The following is a 22,595-nucleotide window of genomic DNA, read 5'->3' as shown; positions in this document are numbered from 1 at the left end:
AGGGCCTCCTCAAGATCGGGCCAGCCAGAACAACGGATCGCCATAGCCGACGAGAGCGCCCCCCTCGGCGATCACCGCTTCCACCACGCCGTCATGCGGCGCGCAGACGGGCGCGAGCAGATCGCCCACCTGCACGAGGCCGATCGCCTGCCCGGCGGCCACCCTGTCGCCCATCTCGACAAGCCGATCAGCCCGCACGGGATGGCGCGTCAGAAACGAGCCCGCGAGCGTGGCGCGGACCTTGGTGGCGGCGCCGCCTGACGCAGCTTGCGGGCCATCATGCGCCGGCCTGTCCGCCACCACCACGCTGCCGTTTGGCGCGCGCTCCAATCTCAACGAGCCATCAGGCCCCTTGAGAACGAGGACGTCGATGTCCGCCGCCGCCACCCAGGCGGCGAGATCCGGGACGCGGTCAAAGATCGAGCTCATGAGCGGGCGCTCCGCGTCCTGAACAGGTCGACGAGGCGGGCGACTTCATCGATCCAGCGCTCATTGACGCGAGCGGCTTCGATGGCCTCCGCCCACGTCGCCCGGAGGAAGCGCACGGAGCGGCCGATCGGGATCTGACCCAGCCGCCAGAGGTCGGCCTCGATCACGGTCGCGATCTTGGGATAGCCGCCGGAGGGCTGCGCGTCGCGCATCTGCACGATGGGCTGGCCCCCATGCGGGACCTGGATCACCCCGGGCACGATGCCGTGCGACCGAAGCTCGAGCGGTACGGACGGCAGCAACTCCGGCCCGAACAGGCGGAAGCCATACCGGTCGCTTTGCGGCGTCACCTTGTAGGCGCCGGACCAGAACGCCTCCTGTGAGGCGGGCGAGAAGCAGGCATACTCCGCGGCGGGCAGCACCCGGATGGCCGGCAGGCCATCGACCTCAAGCGGCATCGCCAGGGCGGGCGGCATGACGCCGCAAGGCTCCGAGGATGCGCCGGCCGGAGCCGCGCCGACCGGCAGCACGTCGCCCGGCCTCAACGCCCGGCCCTCGTGGCCGCCGATTGCTCCACGGAGCTGCGTGCTGCGCGAGCCGAGCGCCAGGGCCGTGTCAATGCCGCCGGCGACGCACACATAAGCGCGCGCGCCGCTCCAGGCGCCCGGCTTTGGATGATCGAGCCTCAGTCGCTGCCCTGCCCGCACGGGGGTGCTGGCCCAAGGCAAGAGCGGCGCGCCGTCCAGCGTCGCGGCGCAATCGGCGCCCGTCACCGCGATGGCGCCGTCGGCGTTGAAACGCGCCTCGAACGGAAACAGCTGCGCCTCGACGGCGGCGGCGTCCCGGTCGTTGCCGACGAGGAGATTGCCGCAGATCAGCGCCAGCGGATCCATCGCGCCCGAGTAGCCGACTCCCCACCGCAAGGCGCCGAGGCGCCCCAGGTCCTGCACCGTCGCGAGCGGCGCGCCCGAGAGGATCTCGATCATCGGATCACCCCGGCCGGCTTGAACACGATGCTGTCCCCGGGCTGCAGCAGCACGGGCGGATCGCGCGCGATGTCGAAGAAGCGCATCGCCGTCGAGCCGATGGTGTTCCAGCCGCTGGGACCGTCCGACGCCGAAACGCCCGTCTGGGCGCCGCCGATGGAAACCGCTCCACCCGGGATCTTCAACACCGGCGTCTTGCGCCGGGGGGTGGCGATTCGGGGGTCCATGCCGCCCAGGTAGCAGTAGCCGGGGTGGCTCCCGACTGCGTAGACGGGATACACGGGGGCGCTGTGGATCGCCACGATGTCGTCCACCCGCAGACCCGTATGGGCGACCACATCCGCCATATGGGGCCCGCCCTCCCCGCCGTACATGACGGGCAGTTCAAGCACGCGGCCGGCCAGCGGCAGCGGCGACACGGACGCCCACGCCTTGCGCAGGCGCTCGGCCAGCGGCTCCGGACTTTGCGGCGGACGCACGAACGTGACCATCAGGTTGTTCATGCCAGGCACCGCCTCGCGCACCTCCGGCCAGGTCTCCGCTTCGTGGGCCAGCGACCAGATGCGACGCTGGGTCTCCAGCGTGGTGTCGCCGGGTGCTTCGAACAGCAGCGCGGTGACGCCGAGATGGCTGATGACGGGCTGCGCGCTCATGCGGCCGTCTCGCCGCGCAGCATGGCTTCGAGATGGTGGATGTCGACCCCGCCGGCCGTGAAGCCGGGATCGGCCAGAATGCGCCGATGCAGCGGCAGATTGGTCTTTATGCCGTCCACTCGCATTTCGGACAGGGCCACCCGAAGCCGAGCCAGCGCCTCGCGGCGGCTAGCCCCGTGAACGATCAGCTTGCCGATGAGGCTGTCATAGTAGGGCGGCACGACCACGCCGGCGCCGACATGCGTGTCGATCCGCACCCCCGGGCCGCCGGGCGCGTCGAACCGCGTGATGCGGCCGGGCGACGGCGTGAAGGTCTCTGGATCCTCCGCATTGATCCGGCACTCGAAAGCGTGTCCGGCGCAGGTCACGTCGGCTTGCGACAGGCTGAGGCGCTCGCCCTGGGCGATGCGGATGCCCTCGGCGACGATATCGACCCCCGTGGTCATCTCGGTGACGGGGTGCTCCACCTGCACGCGGGTGTTCATTTCGATGAAGTAGAAGGCGTTGTCCTCGACCAGGAACTCGAAGGTGCCGACGCCCTGGTAGCCAATGCGTCGGCAAGCCTGCGCGCAGCGCTCGCCGACCTCCGCGACGAGGGTGGCCGAGAGCCCCGGCGCTGGGGCCTCCTCCAGCACCTTCTGGTGACGCCGCTGCAGCGAGCAGTCGCGGCTGCCGAGCCAGATAGCCTGGCCATGGGCGTCGGCCACGACTTGGATCTCGACGTGCCGGGGGTGACCGAGAAACTTCTCGACATAGATCTGCGGATTGCCGAAAGCGCGCCGCGCCTCCTCCCGGGTCAGCGCCAAGGCGTCCAGCAGGGCGCTTTCGCGCTCCACGACCCGCATGCCCCGCCCTCCGCCGCCGCCGGCGGCCTTCAGGATCACCGGATAGCCAATCTGTGCTGCGGCGGCCCGGATGGCGTCAGGATCGTCCGGCAACGCCGCGCCAGGGCCGGGCACGCATGGCACGCCCGCCTCCAGCATGGCGCGCTTGGCGGCCACTTTGTCGCCCATGATCCGGATGCAGTCCGCGCTGGGGCCGACAAACGTCAGCCCCGCGTTTGCGACGGCTTCGGCGAAGTCGGCGTTTTCCGACAGGAAGCCATAGCCAGGGTGGATCGCCTCGGCGCCCGTCGCCTTGGCGGCGAGCAGGATCGCAGAAGCGTCGAGGTAGCTGCGCGCCGCCTGCGCCGGCCCGATGCAGATGGCGACGTCGGCCATGCGCACATGCGCCGCGTCACGATCGGCCTCGGAGTAGACCGCGACGGTGCGCAGGCCCAGCGTCCGGCACGCGCGCTGGATGCGCAACGCGATCTCGCCCCTGTTGGCGATAAGAACGGCGCCGAACATGCGCTCACCCGATCCGCAGGAGGGGCTGGCCGGCGTCCACGTCGTCGCCGGATCGAACGAGCACCGCCTCGACGACGCCGGCGCGTTCAGCGCGCACTTCGACGAAGACCTTCATGGCCTCGATGATGCAGACCGTGGCGCCGGGCGCGACCACCGCGCCAACAGGGGCCAGCACAGGCGCGCCGGGCGCGGACGACAGGTAGACGACGCCGCCAAGCGGCGCCGCGATCGACGCTTGGTCTGAGCTGGCTGCGGCGGCGCGGGAACCGCGGCCGGCGACAGCGTTCTGCTTGACCGGAGCCGGGCGGGGCGAAGCCTGTGTGATCGTGGCCGACGGGTCGCGGCGACGGATCAGTTGCAGCGACCAGCCGTCCTGCACGGCGCGCAATTCCGTGAGGTCGGACGCCGCCATGGCGTCGATCAGCGTCTTGATGTCGTGAGCGTCCATCGCGTGAAGCGCTTCCGCGGCTCGCCGGTCGTCCGGCCAAGCAGACGGTAGCGACGGCCTTTCCGGCGCGCCAAGACGGTTTCTCTCTGTTGCGATAAGGGAGGCTTATGTCGCCGTTCAGGGCTTGTAGGCGTGATCCCCGAGGACATTGCCGGGCAGGTCGCCGACCAGCTCCAGCAGGATGTCGCGCACCGCCTGAGCGGGCTCCGACAGGGGCAGGTGATCCGACTGGCAGAGCGCCAGCGGGGCCTGGATCTCAGGCTCGACAAGCCTGGAGATCCACGCCGGGCATGTCGCGGCGACCTCCCGGGCCATCGATTCAGGCAGGATCGTCGCGCCGAGCCCCTCGGCGATGACGGACTTCAGCGTGCTGGCGGATTCAATCTCGGCCAGCACGCGCGGCGCCACGCCGAGCCCCGCGCAGGCGTCGTCCACCATCTTGCGCACCACGTTGTAGGGACGCGGCAAATAGAGGTCCATGTCGGCGATCAGGCGGACCGGCGTGACGCCGGGCGCGGGCCCGAGGCTGTCCGGCCCGACCAGATACAGCGGCTCCGACAGGAGGGCCTGGAAGGAGAGCCCGTGCACCGGCGTGCGTCCGCCATACAGCACCGCCAGGTCCATGCGCCCGCTCATCACGAGTTCGGACAGGGTCATGCCGTAGGTTTCGTTGAGATACAGAACCACGTCCGGGTGGCGGATGCGCACGGCCCGCAGCAGCGGAAGCGCGAGGCCCGCCGCCGCCGTGCCGGGCGCGAGGCCGACCGAGACCGAGCCGGACAGCGCACGTCCGGCGGCGTTCATGTCCGCCTGCGCCTGGGCGCACTGGCGCAGGATGAGTTGCGCGTGCCGGTACAGCACCTTGCCGGCCTCGGTAGGCGTGACGCCGCGCTTGGTGCGGAGAAGCAGCTGCTGGCGGACCTCGCTCTCCAGCGTCGCAAGTTGCTGGCTGAGCGCCGGCTGGGCCACGTGCAGCACGTCGGCGGCCTGGGTGAGGCTGCCGATGTCGACGATCTTCACGAAGTACTGCAGCCGCCGGAAATTCATGGCTCCCTCCGCCCAGCGCCGCCCGCTCGCCAGCCATAAGCGTACGCTATCGAGACAGAGCAATCCCGTCTTAGTCGCGCGGGACGCGGCGGTATAGCGTCCCGCACATCCTGGACCACCGATGGGGTGCGACGTTGGATTCAAATCGTGTCGCCGAGCGCGTCAGGCGCATCAAGCCCTCCCCCAGCACGGCGGCGGCGGAGCGCGCCAACCAGCTTCGGCGCGAGGGGCATTCGATCGTCAGCCTCGTTGTCGGCGAGCCGGATTTCGATACGCCGCCCCACATCCGCGCAGCCGCCGCGGCGGCCATGAACGCCGGCGCGACCCGCTACACGGCCCTGCCGGGCACGCTGGAGCTGCGCCGCGCCATCGTGGCCAAGCTGCAGCGCGAGAACGGTCTGCAGTACGAGCCGCAGGACATCGTGGTCACCAACGGCGCCAAGAGCGCCATCTACAGCGCGCTTGCGGCGACGTTGGAGCCCGGCGACGAGGTGATCATCCCGGCGCCATACTGGGTGTCCTACCCCGACATGGTGCTGGCCTGCGAGGGCGCGCCAGTCACGGTCGCCTGCCCGGAGGAGGACGGCTTCAAGCTCTCGCCCTCCCGCCTCGAAGCCGCCATCACGCCGCGAACGCGCTGGCTCGTGCTGAATTCGCCCTCCAACCCGACGGGCGCCACCTACACGGTGAACGAATACAAGGCGCTCGCGGCCGTGCTCGCGCGTTATCCGGCCGTGATGGTGATGACGGACGATATCTACGAGCACATCGTCTTCGGCGAAGGTCCCGCGCCTCACCTTCTCGCCGCCGCGCCTGAACTCAAGGACCGCACGTTGGCGATCAACGGCGTGTCGAAGACCTACGCGATGACCGGCTGGCGCATCGGCTGGGCCGCCGGGCCCAAGGACCTGATCAAGGCGCTGGACACGTTCCTGTCGCAGTCGGCGGGCAACAGCTGCTCGATCAGCCAGGCCGCCGCAGCCGCCGCGCTCGACGGCGAGCAATCCTTCGTGGCCGAAAGCGTCGCCACCTATCGCCAGCGTCGCGACGCCACGGCGGCCGCCGTGAACGCCATCCCGGGCTTGTCGTGCAGGCTGCCGGACGGGGCGTTCTACCTGTTCGTGAACTGCGCCGGCCTCATCGGCCGCATGACGCCCGCCGGGAAGCCGATCGAGACCGACGGCGACGTCGTCCTGTATCTGCTGGAAGTTGCCGGCGTGGCGCTCGTCGCCGGGACCGCCTACGGCCTGTCCCCCTATTTCCGCCTCTCGATCGCGACGTCGCAGGATGTGCTCGACGATGGCGTCGCCCGCATCGCCGATGCGGTCGCAAAGCTCCGATAACAAGACAGGACGGGACGAAACGCCATGGCCGCCATCGAGCTCCATCCTTCCGCGCCGCAGGCCGACGCGGCGATCATCGCCAGGCTAAAGACCATCCCGGTCGCGCTGCTGAGCGATCAATTCCGCCGCAACCGCGGCAGCCGCGGGCTTAACCCCTATCACAGCCCGGCCCCGATGGTCGGCACAGCCGTCACCATCAGGACCCGCGGCGGCGACAACCTGGCCATCCTGCGCGCCTACGACGTGGCCCGCCCGGGCGACGTCATGGTGATCGACGCCGAGGGCGACCTGGGCAACGCCCTGGTGGGCGGCATCATGAGCTACGCCGCGGCCCAGCAGGGCCTCGCCGGCATGGTTATCGACGGCGCGATCCGCGACGTGGCCGAGATCCGCGAGCGGACCTTTCCGGTGTACGCGCGCGGCGTGACCCACCGCGGTCCCTACAAGGACGGCCCCGGCGCGATCAACATCCCGGTCACGGTCGGCGGCATGGTGGTGCGCCCCGGCGACATCATCGTCGGCGACCAGGACGGACTCCTGGCGTTTGCGCCCGACGAAGCCGAAGAGGCCATCCAGAAGGCCATGAAGCAGCACGCCGCCGAGGAAAACACGATGGCGACGATCCGCGAAGGACGCTGGGACCGCGGCTTCGTTGATGGGCTCGAGGCGCGCTGCAATAACTGACTTGCTGCCGCCAGCTTCACGTCATGCCTCGTCGGCGACGCCGTTCCGGAGTACGCCGAGCCGATCGAGCTCCACCTCCACGATGTCGCCCGGCTTCATCCAGAGCGGCGGCGTGCGCTTGGCTCCGACGCCGCCCGGCGTGCCGGTCGCGATCACGTCGCCGGGCTCCAGCCTCGTGAAGGTCGAGCAATAGGCGATCTGCGTCGGAATATCGAAGATCATCTGATCGATCGTGGCGTCCTGGACGACTTGGCCGTTCAGGCGCGTCTGCAGGCGCAAGGCTCCGAGCTCGCCGAGTTCGTCGGGCGTCATCATCCAGGGGCCGAAGGCCCCCGTGTCCGGAAAATTCTTGCCGGGTGTGAACTGGTGGGTATGGCGCTGGAAGTCGCGGACGCTGCCTTCATTATAGAGCGAGTAGCCCGCGATGTGCTCCCAGGCCTTTTCCTTGGCGATGTAGCGGCCGGGCTTTCCGATCACGATGGCGAGTTCGCCCTCGAAATCGAGATGGGTCGACACCTTTGGGCGAATGATGTTGGCGAGATGAGAGGTCTGGCTGTTGGCGAAGCGCCCGAACACGGTCGGATTCTCGACCACGTCGCGCCCGGTTTCCTTCCGGTGCATTTCGTAGTTCAGCCCGATGCAAAGGATCTTGTCCGGGTTGGGGATCACGGGCAGCCATTCGATGGTCGACAACGGGATCCGTGCGCCCTGCGCGGCGCGTGCGGCCGCTTGTTCGAGTAGGCCCGCCGCAATGGCGGTCTTCAGGTCCGGCGCCTGGGCGCCGAACACGGCGCCGAGATCGACGACGTCATCGCCCTCCACCAAACCCCAGCTGGCCTTGCCGCCGGTCTTGAAGCTCACGAATCGCATGGTCTGCTGCCTTCCGGGTTGAACGCGGGCTGCATGGAGCGCCGCAGCTTTGTTCAGGTTTGGTGAGAAACGGATCGGCGTGCGCGCAGGCCGGCCAGGAGAAGCGACAGGGACGCGGCGTCGGCCGCCGTTCCGTAGACGTAGTGGTCCGGCCGCACCACGGCGGCCACCGCCTCTTGCTGGGCGAACCAGCGGTCCAGCACGCCGTCGCGCTCCAAGAGGCCGCCCACGCCGATCCGGACGAGAGCAAGCCCCGCCTGCGCGGCGGCGGCGCCGAGTTCCTCCGTGTCGGCCGCCGAACCGGCGCGACACACCAGGCGCCAGCCGCCGCCCGCCACCTTGTCGAGCAGCGCGGGCCCGGTTGCGCCCGTGATCCAGGGTTGGGGGAACAGGATGCCCGCCGCGGGTGTGTCGAGGGCCAACAAGCCGCGCTGCAGGGGCGGCACGATCTCCTGGCGCGTGATGGTGCGCGGCTGGCCGCCGCCCTCGGCGAGGATCCGCGCGTCCCTTTCGCGGGCGCGCTCCGGATCGCGCTCGCAAATGACATGGCCGATCGCCTTGATCCGGCTCGTGAGCTGCCGCACGTGTTCGGCGCGCTCTTCGCCATAGGTGTCGAGGAGGTCGTTCCCGGCCTGGCCGTGCAGCGCCTCTTCGAGCTTCCAGGCGAGGTTGGAGACGTCGCGTAGGCCCTGACACATGCCCTGCCCGATAAAGGGCGGTTGCTGGTGGGCGGCGTCACCGGCCAGGAACACGCGGCCTTTCCGCCACTCGTGGGCGACGAGGGCGTGAAACCGGTAGCTCGCCGAGCGCCAGAGCGTGGCGTCGTCGGGCGTGAGCCACCGCGCCAGGAGAGACCAGACCTGCTCGGGTTGCTCCATGACGCGCGGATCTTCGCCCGGCAGCAGCATGATCTCCCAGCGGCGGTGGTTCTTCGGGCCGATGATGAAGCTCGTCGGACGGGCGGGATCGCAGAACTGGGCCGCCGTCTGCGGCAGTTTCCCGAGCGCGTCCTCGTTGACCAGCACGTCGACCACGAGCCAGGGCTCATCGAAGACGAGGTCGTCGAGCGCTATGCCGAGTTGCTGGCGAACCCCGCTGGAGGCTCCGTCGCACGCGATCACGTAATCGGCGGTCTCCACCCGCACGGCGCCTGCGGCGTCCCGCAGGTGCAAGGTGACCCGCTCGGCGTCCTGCTCGAGCCCGATCAGCTCGGTTCCTAGCTCCACCCGAACGCCCGGGTAGCTTGCGGCGTGGTCCCGCAGGGCCGCCTCCACGGGCGGCTGCGTGAACACCATGGTGGGCGTGTAGCCGAGCGGATACGGCTCCTGGACCATGTCGATCCGCCGGATGAGCTGGCCCTGTGCGCCGAAATGCTGGGAGGCCGGAAACGGCGCCACATGCGGCAGAACACGCTCCGCGACGCCCAGGTTGTCGAACAGGCGCAGGATTTCGTGGTCGATCGCGATGGCGCGCGGCTTTCCGTATACGCCCTGCTGGCGGTCGATCGCCAGCGTCGAGATCCCGCGCGCGCCAAGCAGGCTGGCGGCCACGGCCCCCGAGGGACCAAAGCCGATCACCGCCACTTGGACGTCGTTGTTGGAACGGGAAGCGGTCACCGGCTGACCTCCGAGGCTGCATGCAGCACCGCGACCTGGGCGGCCTTGACGTGGTCGGGCTTGGGCGGCGCAATGCCCCAGTGGTCGGTGCGGCCGGGCGGCCAGACCCAGTCCTTGGGCCCGCGAACAACGTAGTCGTCGTCGACCTGGAGCACCTCGGCGGTGTATTCGACCACGGTCCCGACCGGGTCGACGAAGTAAGCGAAGACGTTGTCGCCCGGACCATGGCGGCCGACGCCCCAGCCGATCGGATAGCCGTTGTCGACCATGCGGCCGGCCCCGCGCATGACGGATTCGAGATCCGGCATCAGGAAGGCCACGTGGTTCAGGCCGTTCACGGGCGCTTCGGCCAGCACCACCGCATGGTGATCGGCGTTGCAGCGCAGGAAGGCCATCAGCTTCGACCGGTCGGTGAGCCCGAATCCCAGCACCGCCTGGTAGAAGGCCGCGGCCTCGTCCACCGCGACGCTGTTGATGTTCACGTGTGCGAGCCGGACCGGGCGGTTGGGCGCCACGGCGGCGTCGGCGTTGCGCCGATCGCCATGCACGAAGCGCAGCGTGCCGCCCTGCGGCTCGCGGAGGCTCACCACAACCCCTCCTCCCGGCTCCTGGCTGTCGGCGGGCGCCGTGACGGCGCAGCCCTGCGCGGCGGCCGCGGCGGCGATCTGGTCGAGGTCGGCGCGCGTGGCGCAACGGAACGTCACCGATCGGAGCGCGGTCTTCGGGCCCGCATGCAGGGCGAGCACGTAGGCGTCGTCGCCGCTGGCGCGCAGCCAGGCCGCCGCGTCGGTGCGGGTCACGGAGTCGAGCCCCCACACCTGGGAATAGAACGACACGGACAGCTCGAGGTCCGGCGTTTCGAGCTCGGCGCTGCGCAGCGCCGTCACCGGGAAGCGCTTCATGGCGACGGCTCCACATCCAGTTTGCAATCGAGGAACCGCGCCGCATTGCCAAACAGCAGCCGGTCCTGGGCGGCGGGGTCGGCCAGCGCCTCGCGGATTCGCCCGACAGGCGTGCGATCGTGGAAATTGAACGGATGGTCCGTCCCGACCATCACCTGCGTGTCGCCGAAGAGCTCGACGAGGTAGCGCAGCGCCGGAGCGTCATATACCAGCGCGTCATAGAAGAGCCGCCTCGCCTGCTCGACGGGCGAGACCTCCATCAGCGTCTCCAGCGCCGGAAACACGCGGCGGCCTTCGGCCAACCGGGGCAACAGCATCCCGAGCGTACCGCCGCCGTGGCTGAACGCGATGCGCAGCTTCGGGCGCCGGACGATCAGGTTGGTGGTGATCACGGACGCGGCCGCGAGCCCGACATCCCCCGGATAGGCGAGCACCTGCTGCAGCGGCGCGGGACCAACCAGCCGCTCCATGCCGGCCGGTCGCAGCGCATGCACGAACACCGCGGCGCCAAGCTCCTCAGCGGCCTCGAAGAAGGCGTCGAACTCGGGCGCGCCCACCGGGCGGCCGTTGACGTTGCTGCCGATCTCGACGCCCGCGAAACCGAGCTGCCGAACGGCGCGCTCCATCTCCCGCAAGGCGCGGTCCATGTCCTGCAGCGGAACCGCCGCCAGCCCGACGAGGCGCCCTTGCGCCTCGGCCGTCATTTCGGCCGTTTGGTCGTTGATGTAGCGCAGCAGATCGTCGGCCGCCGACGCGTCCATCCAGTAGGACAGCAACTCCGGCATCGGCGACACGGCCTGCAGGCCGAGCCCCATCGCTTCCATGTCGGCGATGCGCTTGGGCACGCTCCAGCAACGATCGCTGACGGTGCGGTAGGTCTTGCCGGCGATCATCACGTGCCGGTGGCACGCGTCGGCCTCCGTCATCGACGGCCAGGAGGTCGGCTCCGGCGTACGCACGCAGCGCGGGAAGTTCTCCGGGATCACATGCGCGTGGATGTCCACGCCGCAACGGCATCGCGACAGGATTGTCATCACGATGGTTCCCGGGTCGGGCGAATGGATGGCGCGTTTCTCATGCGGGTCAGCCGTAGAGCGCTTTGGGCAGCCACAACGCGATGCCCGGAAAGGCCAGCAGCAGGAGAATGAGGATCAGCGGGGCGACCAGGTAAGGCAGGATGCCGCGATAGATGCTGCCGATCTTCACGTCGGGCGCCTGCGCCTGGATCACGAAGAGGTTCATGCCCACGGGCGGGTGGATGAGCCCGACCTCGACCACGATCACGACGATGATGGCGAACCACACGGGGTCGTAGCCGAAGCTCTTCACCAGCGGCAGGAACACCGGCACGGTGATGAGGATCATGCCGATGCCTTCCAGGAAGCACCCCATGATGATGTAGGCGACAATCACGAGCGCCATCACGACGAGGCCCGGCAGCGACAGCGCCCGCGCGGCGTCGGCCAGCAGGGTCGGGACCTGCGTCTGGACGATGAAATAGGAGAACAGGTTGGCGCCGATGATGATCGCGAATAGCGAGCAGCTCGTTTTCACCGCGCCCGAAACCGTCTTCAAGAGCCCGCCCAGGCCCAGGCGCCCGCCCACGACGCCGAGCAGGATGGCTCCCATCACCCCGATGGCGGCGGCTTCCGTCGGGCTGAAAATACCCGCGTAGATGCCCCCAATGGTGACCCCGAACAGGGACAGGAACTGCCACGGCCCGGCCAGCGCCCGCACGCGGTCGCGCGCCGTCGCGGGCGGCGCCATGGGCGAATCCTCCGGACGCCGATGCGCCCCCACCATCGCGACCACGATGTAGAGCAGCGTCAGGATGAGGCCCGGCAGCAGGCCCGCCGCAAACAGCTTCGGCACCGACTGCTCGGCGATGGCCGCATAGATCACCAGGATGATGGACGGCGGAAAGAGGATGCCGAGGCTGCCTCCCGCCGCGATGGATCCGGTGGCGACCGAGTCGGCGTAGCCGGCCTTGCGCATCTCGGCGAGGGAGATGCGCGTCATCGTCGCCGCCGTCGCGATGGAGGAACCGCACACGGCGCCAAAGCACGCCGAAGCGCAGATGGTGGCGATCGACAGGCCGCCCTTCACGCCCGACAGCAGCACCCGGGCGGCCTTGAACAGGTCGGCCGACAGCCCCGTCGTGGACGCGACTCCGCCCGTGATGATGAAGAGCGGGATCACCGAAAGCGTGTAGAGCGACGCGGTGTCGAACGGCGTCGTGCCCAGCAGCGCGAAGGCGCTGTCCCAGCCCGACAGGGCCAGGTTGCCGAGAAAGCCGACCACGATCAGCGACGCCCAGACCGGGACGCGGCCAAACAGCAGGACAAACAGGGCGAGGACGCCGAAGGCGCCGATGACGGGCGGGGACATCAATGCGCTCCGCCGGCGTCGGCAACGGGGCTCAACAGCGCCCCGATCGCGCTCAGGATCGTGCCCGCGATGCCGGTGAACACAAAGACCCACACCACCCAGAGCGGCAGCCCGAGTTCGAGCTTCCGGTCGCCATAGTCGTAGGCCTGGATCGCCGGGCTGATCATCGCCCACGCGATCAGCGCGAGCGCCAGCACCTGGACGAGATCGCCGAACCGCACCAGCGCGCGTCGCGCGCCAAGGCCGACGAAGTGGTCCACGAGGTCGATGGTGATGTTGGAGCGCGAAAGAAACACGGCCGAGAGCCCGTGAAACACGAACAGCGCCAGCATGCACTCCACGACGTCATAGGCGCCGTGGATGGGCTTGCCGAAGCCGTAGCGAAGCACGACGTCGGCCGTCGTGCTGGCCACGATCACGCCGGCGGCCGCCATCGCAAGCCCAGTCTGCGCCTGCGCGACCGCGGCGATGACACGCGTGCGCCGCGACGCCGGCCCCATGCTCTGTTCCTGGCTCACGCCGTCACCGCCCGGTTACTTGATGTAGTCGGCGTAGAACTTGCGCGCAGGCTTGCCGCCCTTCTCGAGGGCGTCGAGCCGCTTCTCCAGCAGCGCGCCGAGCCGACCCTTGATCTTGTTCAGCTCCTCGGGCGGCATCGTGGTGATCTCGACGCCCTTCGCGACCATGTAGTCGCGCCCCGCCTTTTCGGCGTCGTCCAGCGCCGCTCCAAAGCGCGCGGCCATTTCGGGGCCGGTAGACTTCTCGACCAAGTCCTGCAGGTCCTTCGGCAGCGCCTCGAACTTCTTCGGGTTCATGACCGCGATGAACGTGGCCGTGCTGACGCCGGGCTCCATGGAATACTTCACCACGGTGCCGAGATCGAAGCTCTGGGCGCCCTCGTACGGGAAGGTCGCCCCATCGATGATGCCCTTCGCGAGCCCATCCTGGGTCTCGCCCGGCGGCACCGCCAGCGGCGCTGCGCCGAGCGCCGAGATCACCTCGGCAAACTGCTCGCCCGCATAGCGGATGCGCAGGCCCTTGAAGTCGTCGGCCTTGCGGAGCGCGACCCGGGCGGTATGGAACTTCAGCGGCGCCGTCACCATGCCCCACAGCACCTTCATGCCTGGATATTCGGAGGCCAGATAGATGGGCATCAGCTCCGTCAGGCGACGGGACGTCAGCGCGCTGGCCGTGCCGCCGGACGGGGCCACATAGGCCTCCGACACGATCTCGGTCACCGGGTAGCGGCCGGGCGTCGAGCCGGTCAGGCCGATGGAGATGTCGGCCACGCCGCTGCGAACGACGTCGAACTGGCGCTGGGGCGGCCCGAGCTGCGCCGCCGGATAGAGCTTCAGCTTCAGCCGGCCGCCGGACGCCTTCTCGAGTTCCTCGCCCCAACGCGCCAGCTCCTTCTGGAACGTGTGGTTGGGCGGCAGGAAGTGCGAAACCTTGAGCTCGAAATCTTCCGCGCGGGCGCCCGTCGAGATGATGGCGGTCGCAGCGGCCACAATGGCGGTCCGACGCGAAACCTGGAAGCTCTTCGACACGATCGTCCTCCCGCTCTGGGCGGCCGGATGAATCCACCGACCTGTTGGGAGCGAGTGTGCCGACGCCGGCTACTCCGGTCAATAGATTTTATAAATCTTTCGCCATATCGGTTTTTTGTATAACGCCGGGGCCGAACACGTCCGGATCGGACAGGATCACGTTGGCTGTGCCCTGGTAGTGCGCGGTCAGCAACGCCACCGCGCCCTCGGCGTCGCCATCGACCACCGCCTTCAGAATAGCTTCGTGCTCATCCTTGACGTTGCGCGTGGGATACACGCGTCGAATGGATAGCTGCCTGTATCGATACAGAAGATCGGCTTGCTGTTCGCAATAGTTCACAAGCCACCGCGACCCGCAGCCAATGATCAACTGCCGATGAAAGATCCGGTGCAGTCGCTCCCATTCAGGATTGCTGTCGAAAACCTCGCGCGAGAGCGACCGCGGAGCCTTGGACAACCGGTGCCAAGCGACTACCAGAGCCTCTTCCCACTCCGGAGACGCCGCCGCCATCGATTCGCGCAGGGCGCGCTCCTCCAGCCAGCACCGCGTCTTCGTCAACTCCCGCAGCTCATCCGCGCTGATGCCCGCCACCACGAACCCGCGTTGGTCGCGGATCTCAACCAGCCCTTCCGACGCCAACCGGTTCAACGCCTCGCGAATGGGCGTTTGGCCAGCATCATACTGTTGCATCAGGTATTTCAACTGCAATCGGCGGCTCGGCCGCAACCGACCTTCCAGCAGGTCGCGCCGAAGCCGATCACATAACGCGCTGGCTTGGGTGGCCGTCCGCTCGGCGGAGTCTTCAGCTTTTTCAGTCATCCTGGAAAATATATAAATTTCCTGCGAAGAGGCAACTTGGCCTTTGGCGTTGCGCCCGCGTCTCCGTGAGCTTTTCCATCTGCCGCCCCTCGGCGTAGTTATTTGTCACAAGCCCGAGATGGGGTCTTGGCCACGCCGTCGACGATCTGCTAGCGCCGGGCCACTATGCCGGATTGCCATGCAGCCACAAGCACCAGCAGTCCGACCCCGGCCAGAATCGCGAAGGTCGCGTTGTATCCTGCCGCGACGATCAGACCGCCGGATACGACATTGCTGAGCGAGCCGCCTATTCCCTGTATCGTGCCAAGCAGGCCGCGCGCGAGCGTGTAACGGCCAGAACCTCGCACTGCGTCGGCCAGCATAAGCGGCAGGAGGGCGTCAAAGAGGCCGGCCCCAACGCCGTCCAGCACCTGCGCCGCGAGCAGAACGACGGCATTGTCCGACAGTGCGAAAATCGCGCCCCGCACAGGCAGCGCCGCCAACGCGACTATGAGGAACGGTTTCCGGCCGACCAGGTCGGCCCGCGCCAGCAGGAGGCTGGCCGGAATCGTGGAGAGTTGGGCGATCAGGACGGCCGTCGCTGTCAGCGCACTCTCCTCGCCGGGATGCGCCAGCGCCAGTTTCTGGCTCACCATGTTGAGCATGGGCGCGTTTGCAAAATGGAACGACGCGGCCACAAGCGCCAGGATCGCGACGTCGCGACGACCGAGCAACCGAAACCAAGCCTCGGGCTTTTCGTCGGTTTCGGAGGAGTGCGAGATCGGCGGCGGCTGGGCGTCGAAACCCCGGGCTCGGCGATGGTTGATGTCTTGCGGCCGAATGCGCAGCGTAGCCAGGATAGCCAGAAGTCCAAATAGCGGAACCAGCCAGAACACAGCGCCCTGCCCGAAAGAGGCGCCGACCACCCCCGCCAAAAGAGCGATAAACACGTTGCCGATCTTGTCGAAGGCGGCGTTGCGGCCGAAGCGTGCCGCCAGCGCGGCTGTCGGGGTCAGCCCTAAGGTGATGGCGGCCACAACCGGCGCGAACACGGCGCCGAGCGCCGCCATCGTGACATCGGCGGCGAACACGACAGGGACGGTCGGCGCCGAGATGATGGCCAGCGACGAGATGGCGAGCAGCACGATCGCGGTGACCAGGATCGCGCGTTTGGCTCGCGAGGCGTCGATGAGGGCGCCTATCGGCGCATGCACCGCAATTCCGACCAGGCCGCTGAGGGTCAGCACCGCTCCCAGCGTCGCTTGGTCCCAACCGGCCTGCGTAATCAGGAACACGCCGACATAAGGACCAAGTCCGCCGCGCACGTCCGCCAGCAGAAAGTTCAACCCGTCGAGGGTTTGGTTCGCCCCTGGGTTCGCGGGCGCCCCAGAGGGCTCCTTTGCCGCCAGCGGGCCCGAACTCAAAAGCAGCGCTCTAGGTTGCTCAACGATCGCCTATCCAATGTTTGACGAACCATGGAACACGGTTCTGCACCGTCGAGCCAGACGCATTCCGTCAACAGGGCAAACTGCACAGGAGCGAACTCTCATTTTCCCGACCTGAGTCGAGATCCTGCTTGGCGCATTGGACAGCAAACAAGCTGAGGCGCCGCGCCACACCCGGACCGTCGCCGGCCCGCGGCTCGCAGCCTCCAAGGCTCCCAACTGAATAGCCGAGCAACGCTGCAGTGAGAGTTCACCGTCGGCAGGATCCCCGATGATCAACGTTGAAGTTCAATCTCGCCAGGACGCCATATCTTGTCGAACCACGCTTTCTCGGGCCCGTAGAGTCGAAGCAGAATGTTCCAGCTCTTGTCTGGAACGGTCTGCACCCAGTTGATTTCCTTCCCTGGCGGGGGTGTCGGGCCGAAATAGACATCTACGGAGCCATCGACGTTGGTTTGGACGCCCTTCGTCTGGCTACTGACGCTGGGAAAGCGCTGGTCGGTCTGGAGCATCGAACGGGTCTGGTTATCGTAGACGATGACTGACCAGAAATTCCTCACCGGGATGTCCTTTGGCAGCGTCAGTTTATAATTCTTTCCGCCATCGAGAACGTCTCCCTTCGAGTCGACGAACATCGCCATGTACTGCGATCCCTCGCCAATGATCCGGCTGTCCATCGCGGGCGTGACGCCTGTGGCGTAGAAGAAAAAGCCGGCATAGCCGTTCAACAGCCTGGCGCCGTTCTCCTTGAACTGGTAGCCGCCGATGAACCCAAGACGCCAATGGCTCTTTGGGTCGTCCGGATACCAGTAGCCGTCCGCGCCGCGCCATCTGTACATAATCGCTCGGGCTGTCGCATCGCCCACAATCGCGGTTTCGGCCAAGATTTTCTTCATGCGCGCGTCGGGAGCGAAGGCCTGGCCCTTTCTGATGCCGATGGCATTCCAGAAGCCGAGCGTTGTTGCGTCCACCGAATCGGTCGGCTCCTCCTGAACGACCTTGTCGAGTAACTCCCAGAAGCGGTAGTCGGCCGGGGCGACCATGTTGAATGGCTTGCTCGACATGTCGACAAAGGTGAGTTTCGGCGGATTGGCCGCGTCCTTCAGCCGATAGATCTTGGTCAGCTTTTTAACCGCTTCGACTCCCGGCTTCGGATCACCGTCCACCAGGAAGCTGCGCCACGCGAGCCAGACCGCACTGGAGGCCGGTCGCATGATGAAATAGCCGTCAGGGATGTCGCCCTTGTATCCGGGGGGCAAGAAGAGGAACTTGCCGCCCTTTCCCTTGTCTGGGCCGGCGAGGCCAACGTCGCCGACCCAATTATACCACATGTCATTCGACACCCCGAGCACGTTGGGCGGCGATTCCACCACAACAGGTCCGTCACGAAGGTCCAGCCAGAACCATGTGTACGGCGTGTTATTGTTGGCCGTCAGCTCGATTGTCCGAGAGTCGACCATCGTCTCCCAGATCGGCACCGTCGTGTTGGCGGGCCCGAGACTGAGGATGCCGTCCCGATTGCCGACCTGATTCACCACAGGCAACGCGAGCAAGTAGGCTTGGACGGCCTGCTGGAAATCCAGGTTGTCGTAGAGCTTCTGGACGCTGTCCTTGTCCGGGAAGCCCCCGAAAATCTTGAGCGTCCCCAGACGGGTCTCGACAGAATCGGGCGCTACAACGCCCGGCGGCATTGGGGTTGTGAAGGCGAAGTCCGCAGCGCTCGCGATGCAACCTGAAAACGCCATGCCGCTCGCGGCGATCGTCAGCAATGAGGCTCTCATTGGCGCTTCTTCTCCCGGTGCAGGGGGCAATCGACCGCCTCATCAGTATGCGATGATCGCGCACCACGCCTTGAGATGAGTCATCGGGCTGAGAGGCACGACGGCCCGGCGCCATGGATGTCTGTCCAGGCCTGCTTGGCGCCGTCTTTGGCCACCGCAGCCGACAGCGCATGCCGGGTCGGCGCCCGTGCTACCCGCAGAGACAGGCCGGCGTCACTGAAGCTTCTGAGCGCCGCTAAGTCGGTGCGATTGCTAGGTGAAAATGGCGCACCCGACACGATTCGAACGTGTGACCTTTGCCTTCGGAGGGCAACGCTCTATCCAGCTGAGCTACGGGTGCCTGCGGCATGGCCGGCGGACCGTGTCTAGCCGATTGCGGCGCGGGGGGCAATGGGGCGGGTTTCGCGAAGGTCAGGGACCATCGCGGCGCGCATTCCTCCGAAAGGGCGGTTCGGCGGCCTGTGACGCGCTTTTTGTGGCGTCGGGATGGCGATTGCGTGCGGCGGCGAAAAGCGCTTTGCTAGGCCTACGCTGTCCCGAGACGGCCGGGCCCGCCGTGGCCCGAAGAACAAGTGACGAGGGGAAGTTGATGACACGCTATGCAACCGCCAAAGGCCTTCTGGGCCTCGGGCTCGCGGCTCTGTTGATGGGCTCCACGGCCGTTTCGGCCAAAACGCTCGTCTACTGCTCGGAGGGCAGCCCGGAAAACTTCACCCCTGCGCTGAACACCACCGGCACCAGCTTCGACGCCGCGCGCCCGGTTTACAACCAGCTTACCGAATTCGCCCGCGGCTCCACCACGGTTGTGCCGGGCCTGGCGGAGAGCTGGACCTTCTCGGACGACGCGAAGGTGATCACCTTCAAGCTCCGCAAGGGCGTGAAATTCCACGCCACCAAGGATTTTAAGCCCAGCCGCGACTTCAACGCGGATGACGTGCTGTTCTCGTTCAACCGCCAGTGGAAGGAAGACCATCCCTTCTTCAAGGTGTCGGGCGGCAAATACGACTACTTCAACGACATGGACATGCCCAAGCTGTTGAAGACGATCGAGAAGAAGGACGACTACACGGTCGTGATGACGCTTAACGAGCCGAACGCGCCCATCCTGGCGAACCTGGCGATGGACTTCGCGTCCATCCACTCGCAGGAATACGCCGACTTCCTGGTGAAGCAGGGCAAGCCCGAGCTGATGGACCAGATCCCGGTCGGCACCGGTCCGTTCTCGTTTGTCGCCTACCAGAAGGACGCGGTGATCCGCTTCAAGGCGAACAAGGATTATTTCGGCCAGGAGAAGGCCCTGATCGACGACCTGGTGTTCGCGATCACGCCTGACCCGACGGCTCGCCTCGCCAAGCTGCGCAAGGGCGAGTGCCACCACATGGCCTATCCGCGCCCGGCCGATCTCGAGGAGATCAAGAAGGATGCGGCTCTGCAGATGATGCAGCAGCCGGGCCTCAACATCGCTTACTGGTCGTTCAACGTCACCAAGCCGCCCTTCGACAAGAAGGAAGTGCGCCAGGCGATGAACATGGCGGTCGACAAGGCTGCGATCATCCGGGACGTGTACCTGGGCGCCGGCGCGCCGGCCAAGAACCTGATCCCGCCGACGATCTGGTCCTACAACGACACCGTGAAGGACTACCCGTTCGACCAGGCCAAAGCCAAGGAGCTGCTCGAGAAGGCCGGCGTGAAGACGCCGCTCGAGATCGACCTTTGGTACATGCCGGTGCAGCGCCCCTACAACCCGAACGGCAAGCGCATCGCCGAAATGATGCAGTCGGACCTCGCCAAGCTCGGCATCAACGCCAAGCTGGTGACCTACGAGTGGGGCGAGTACCGCAAGCGCATGCAGCAGGGCGAGCACATCACGGGCCAGCTCGGCTGGACCGGCGACAACGGCGACCCGGACAACTTCTTCTTCCTGCGCGGCTGTTCGGCGGCCCGTCCGGGCGGCCAGAACCTGTCCAAGTGGTGCAACAAGGAGTTCGACGACCGGCTGAAGAAGGCCGCCGCCATGTCGGACAACAAGGAGCGCGCCAAGCTGTATGAGGAAATGCAGCTGATCCAGAAGGAAGACGCCCCGGACATGACCATCGCGCACTCGATCGTGTACGAGCCGATGCGCAAGGAAGTGACCGGCTACAAGATGAGCCCCTTCAACCGCCACGAGTTCTATGGCGTCGACATGAAGTGAGGCTGCGGGAGGGCTTAACCCTCCCGCACTGAACGGCGCGGGATCGGCGGACGCCCAAGGCGCTCCGCCGATCTCGTGTTTTGGGCTAGTATCCGACGTGAGCGTTGCAGGCCCCAGGGCGCCCGTGGCGCACGACGTGCATAGGTGGGACCGCCGGCCGCCCCCGGGCCGCATCCCCCGATCCTGCGTAGGATTCGATGATCAAATTTCTCCTGAAGCGTGCGGCGCTGACGTTGCCCACCTTCTTTGCGCTGATGTTCGTGACCTTCGTGGCCATCCGGATGGTGCCGGGCGACCCCGTGGAGGTGCGCACCGGCGAGCGCGGCATTTCGCCCGAGCGGCTGGCGCAGTTCCGGCACGAGCTCGGCCTCGATCAGCCGATCTGGAAGCAGTTCGCCGACTATGTGTGGCAGCTGCTCCATGGCGACTTTGGCACCTCGGTGGTGACCAACGAAAAGGTGCTGACCGAGTTCTTCGCCCTGTTTCCGGCCACCCTGGAGCTTTCGGCCGCCGCCATGCTGTTTGCGGTGCTGCTGGGCGTGCCGGCGGGCGTGATCGCAGCCGTGAAGCGCGGCAGCTGGTTCGACCACACCCTCATGGGCGCGGCCGTGACGGGCTTCTCGATGCCGATCTTCTGGTGGGGCCTCCTGTTGATCATGCTCGTGTCGGAGCGCTGGGGGTTGACGCCAGTGTCCGGGCGCATCGACCTGATCAACTACTACTTCGAGCCCGTCACCGGCTTCATGCTGATCGACGCACTGAAGTCCGACCAGCCGGGCGCGTTCTGGTCGGCGCTGCACCACCTGATCTTGCCGATGATCGTGCTCGGCACGGTGCCGCTGGCCGTGATCGCCCGTATGACGCGCTCGTCCATGCTGGAGGTGCTGAGCGAGGACTATGTTCGCACCGCAAAGGCCAAGGGCTTGTCGCCGTTTCGGGTGATCGGCTATCACGCGCTGCGCAACGCGCTGATCCCGGTGGTCACCATCGTGGGGCTGCAGGTCGGCACGTTGCTGGCCGGCGCGGTCCTGACCGAGACCATCTTCTCGTGGCCAGGCGTCGGCAAGTGGCTGATCGAGGCGATCGGCCGGCGCGACTACCCCGCCCTGCAGGGCGGCATCCTGCTGATCTCATCCATGGTGATCGTCGTGAACCTGATCATCGACGTGCTCTACGGGGCCATCAATCCGAGGATCCGCCATGGCCGTTGACGCGCTCGCGGCGCAGCCCGCTCAGCCCGTTCCGCCCGGGCCACTGCGGGCTTTCTGGGCGTCGTTCTCGGAGAACAAGGGCGCGGTCGGCGGCCTCGTAGTGCTGGTGATCATCGCCCTGATGGCGATCTTCGCCGACGTGGTGTCGCCCTATTCGCCCTTCGAGCAGTTCCGCGACTTCACCAAGCTGCCGCCGGCCTGGGAGGATGGCGGCAATTGGAAGTTCGTGCTCGGCACGGATGCGCTGGGCCGCGACACGCTGACCAGGCTGATCTACGGCGCGCGCATCTCGCTGTTTATCGGCGTCGCCGTGATGGCGACTTCCGTGATCGTGGGCGTTCTGCTCGGCCTCGCGGCGTCGTTCCTGGGCGGCATCGTCGACACCGTCATCATGCGGGTGATGGACCTGATCCTGTCCGTGCCCGGCCTCGTGCTGGCGATCCTGGTGGTGGCGGTGCTCGGCCCCAGCCTCACCAACACCATCGTGGCGGTCGCGATCGTGTATCTGCCGAGCTATGTGCGGCTGGTCCGCGCCTCGGCGCTGGGCGAACTCGGAAAGGATTACGTCACGGCGTCGCGCGTGGCCGGCGTCGGCACGATGCGGCTGATGTTCGTCACCATCCTGCCGAACTGCCTCGCGCCGCTGATCGTGCAGGCCGCGCTGGGCGTATCCAACGCCATTCTGGAAGCCGCCGCACTGGGCTTCCTCGGGCTTGGCGCGCAGCCGCCGACGCCCGAGTGGGGCTCGATGCTGGCCGACAGCCGCGAGTTCATCCGCTCCAACCCGTGGATCGTGACGCTGCCGGGCCTCGCCATCCTGGTCACCGTGGTGGCCATCAACCTGATGGGCGACGGATTGCGAGACGCGCTGGATCCCAAGCTGAAGCGCAGCTGAAGCGGCGG

General features: G+C 67.1%; 21 protein-coding genes and 1 tRNA gene. 5 read left to right on the top strand and 17 right to left on the bottom strand.

The window, feature by feature from the left end:
* Positions 1-9: 9 nt before the first annotated feature.
* The 6 genes from IEV99_RS00910 to nac all read right to left on the bottom strand — a co-directional run bounded on the left by IEV99_RS00910 (position 10) and on the right by nac (position 4,912).
* Complete coding sequence (locus IEV99_RS00910) at positions 10-429, bottom strand: acetyl-CoA carboxylase biotin carboxyl carrier protein (protein ID WP_188515859.1); 420 nt, start codon at positions 427-429, stop codon at positions 10-12.
* A complete protein-coding gene (locus IEV99_RS00905) occupies positions 426-1,415 on the bottom strand; it encodes a 5-oxoprolinase subunit C family protein (protein ID WP_188515858.1) in 990 nt (329 codons plus the stop codon). Before IEV99_RS00905 ends, IEV99_RS00910 begins: the two co-directional genes overlap by 4 nt.
* Complete coding sequence (pxpB, locus tag IEV99_RS00900; RefSeq protein WP_188515857.1) at positions 1,412-2,068, bottom strand: 5-oxoprolinase subunit PxpB; 657 nt, start codon at positions 2,066-2,068, stop codon at positions 1,412-1,414. The genes IEV99_RS00905 and pxpB overlap by 4 nt, the downstream gene beginning before the upstream one ends.
* Positions 2,065-3,417: an acetyl-CoA carboxylase biotin carboxylase subunit gene (gene accC / locus IEV99_RS00895; RefSeq protein WP_188515856.1), complete on the bottom strand. Its 1,353-nt coding sequence runs from the start codon at positions 3,415-3,417 to the stop codon at positions 2,065-2,067. Before accC ends, pxpB begins: the two co-directional genes overlap by 4 nt.
* Positions 3,418-3,421: 4 nt before the next feature.
* Positions 3,422-3,865, bottom strand: coding sequence for an acetyl-CoA carboxylase biotin carboxyl carrier protein (locus tag IEV99_RS00890; protein WP_188515855.1), 444 nt, complete (start codon positions 3,863-3,865; stop codon positions 3,422-3,424).
* 117 nt (positions 3,866-3,982) lie between these two features.
* On the bottom strand, positions 3,983-4,912 hold the full coding sequence (gene nac / locus IEV99_RS00885; RefSeq protein ID WP_188515854.1) for a nitrogen assimilation transcriptional regulator NAC: 930 nt from the start codon (positions 4,910-4,912) through the stop codon (positions 3,983-3,985).
* A gap of 134 nt (positions 4,913-5,046) precedes the next feature.
* Between nac and IEV99_RS00880 the strand changes: the two genes are divergently transcribed.
* Positions 5,047-6,255, top strand: a complete 1,209-nt coding sequence (locus IEV99_RS00880; RefSeq protein WP_188515853.1) for an aspartate transaminase — start codon at positions 5,047-5,049, stop codon at positions 6,253-6,255.
* Positions 6,256-6,279: 24 nt separating this feature from the next.
* Positions 6,280-6,939 carry an RraA family protein gene (locus tag IEV99_RS00875; RefSeq protein ID WP_188515852.1) on the top strand — a complete coding sequence of 220 codons (660 nt, stop codon included), beginning with the start codon at positions 6,280-6,282 and terminating at the stop codon, positions 6,937-6,939.
* 21 nt (positions 6,940-6,960) lie between these two features.
* Here IEV99_RS00875 and IEV99_RS00870 read toward each other — a convergent pair whose 3' ends face one another.
* The 11 genes from IEV99_RS00870 to IEV99_RS00820 all read right to left on the bottom strand — a co-directional run bounded on the left by IEV99_RS00870 (position 6,961) and on the right by IEV99_RS00820 (position 18,627).
* Complete coding sequence (locus IEV99_RS00870; protein ID WP_188515851.1) at positions 6,961-7,809, bottom strand: fumarylacetoacetate hydrolase family protein; 849 nt, start codon at positions 7,807-7,809, stop codon at positions 6,961-6,963.
* A gap of 53 nt (positions 7,810-7,862) precedes the next feature.
* Entirely contained in the window at positions 7,863-9,425 is a 1,563-nt protein-coding gene (locus IEV99_RS00865; RefSeq protein WP_188515850.1) for a bifunctional 3-(3-hydroxy-phenyl)propionate/3-hydroxycinnamic acid hydroxylase, read from the bottom strand.
* Positions 9,422-10,327 (bottom strand): VOC family protein, encoded by a 906-nt coding sequence (locus IEV99_RS00860; RefSeq protein WP_188515849.1) that lies wholly within the window; start codon positions 10,325-10,327, stop codon positions 9,422-9,424. Before IEV99_RS00860 ends, IEV99_RS00865 begins: the two co-directional genes overlap by 4 nt.
* The gene (locus IEV99_RS00855; RefSeq protein WP_188515848.1) at positions 10,324-11,361 is read right to left on the bottom strand and encodes an amidohydrolase family protein; all 1,038 of its coding nucleotides are present in this window, start codon (positions 11,359-11,361) and stop codon (positions 10,324-10,326) included. Before IEV99_RS00855 ends, IEV99_RS00860 begins: the two co-directional genes overlap by 4 nt.
* Positions 11,362-11,410: 49 nt before the next feature.
* Positions 11,411-12,715: a TRAP transporter large permease gene (locus IEV99_RS00850; RefSeq protein ID WP_188515847.1), complete on the bottom strand. Its 1,305-nt coding sequence runs from the start codon at positions 12,713-12,715 to the stop codon at positions 11,411-11,413.
* The gene (locus IEV99_RS00845; protein WP_188515846.1) at positions 12,715-13,233 is read right to left on the bottom strand and encodes a TRAP transporter small permease; all 519 of its coding nucleotides are present in this window, start codon (positions 13,231-13,233) and stop codon (positions 12,715-12,717) included. The genes IEV99_RS00850 and IEV99_RS00845 overlap by 1 nt, the downstream gene beginning before the upstream one ends.
* 15 nt (positions 13,234-13,248) lie before the next feature.
* Entirely contained in the window at positions 13,249-14,262 is a 1,014-nt protein-coding gene (locus IEV99_RS00840) for a TRAP transporter substrate-binding protein (protein WP_188515845.1), read from the bottom strand.
* An 88-nt stretch (positions 14,263-14,350) separates the two neighbouring features.
* On the bottom strand, positions 14,351-15,082 hold the full coding sequence (locus IEV99_RS00835) for a GntR family transcriptional regulator (protein ID WP_188515844.1): 732 nt from the start codon (positions 15,080-15,082) through the stop codon (positions 14,351-14,353).
* A 149-nt stretch (positions 15,083-15,231) separates the two neighbouring features.
* On the bottom strand, positions 15,232-16,407 hold the full coding sequence (locus IEV99_RS00830) for an MFS transporter (RefSeq protein WP_188515843.1): 1,176 nt from the start codon (positions 16,405-16,407) through the stop codon (positions 15,232-15,234).
* 374 nt (positions 16,408-16,781) lie between these two features.
* Positions 16,782-18,275 (bottom strand): DUF1254 domain-containing protein, encoded by a 1,494-nt coding sequence (locus tag IEV99_RS00825; RefSeq protein WP_244643431.1) that lies wholly within the window; start codon positions 18,273-18,275, stop codon positions 16,782-16,784.
* Between the two features lie 275 nt (positions 18,276-18,550).
* A tRNA-Arg gene (locus tag IEV99_RS00820) sits at positions 18,551-18,627 on the bottom strand.
* A gap of 249 nt (positions 18,628-18,876) precedes the next feature.
* Between IEV99_RS00820 and IEV99_RS00815 the strand changes: the two genes are divergently transcribed.
* From IEV99_RS00815 to IEV99_RS00805, 3 genes are all read left to right on the top strand, one after another.
* Positions 18,877-20,481: an ABC transporter substrate-binding protein gene (locus IEV99_RS00815; protein ID WP_188515841.1), complete on the top strand. Its 1,605-nt coding sequence runs from the start codon at positions 18,877-18,879 to the stop codon at positions 20,479-20,481.
* Positions 20,482-20,678: 197 nt separating this feature from the next.
* Positions 20,679-21,692 (top strand): ABC transporter permease subunit, encoded by a 1,014-nt coding sequence (locus tag IEV99_RS00810; RefSeq protein WP_188515840.1) that lies wholly within the window; start codon positions 20,679-20,681, stop codon positions 21,690-21,692.
* The gene (locus tag IEV99_RS00805; protein ID WP_188515839.1) at positions 21,682-22,587 is read left to right on the top strand and encodes an ABC transporter permease subunit; all 906 of its coding nucleotides are present in this window, start codon (positions 21,682-21,684) and stop codon (positions 22,585-22,587) included. The genes IEV99_RS00810 and IEV99_RS00805 overlap by 11 nt, the downstream gene beginning before the upstream one ends.
* Positions 22,588-22,595: the final 8 nt, after the last annotated feature.

This window comes from Alsobacter metallidurans (assembly GCF_014636935.1).
Taxonomy (GTDB): Bacteria; Pseudomonadota; Alphaproteobacteria; order Rhizobiales; family Beijerinckiaceae; genus Alsobacter; species Alsobacter metallidurans.
The sequence above is the reverse complement of the archived record's forward strand: the minus strand, read 5'-3'. Positions and strand labels throughout refer to the sequence as shown.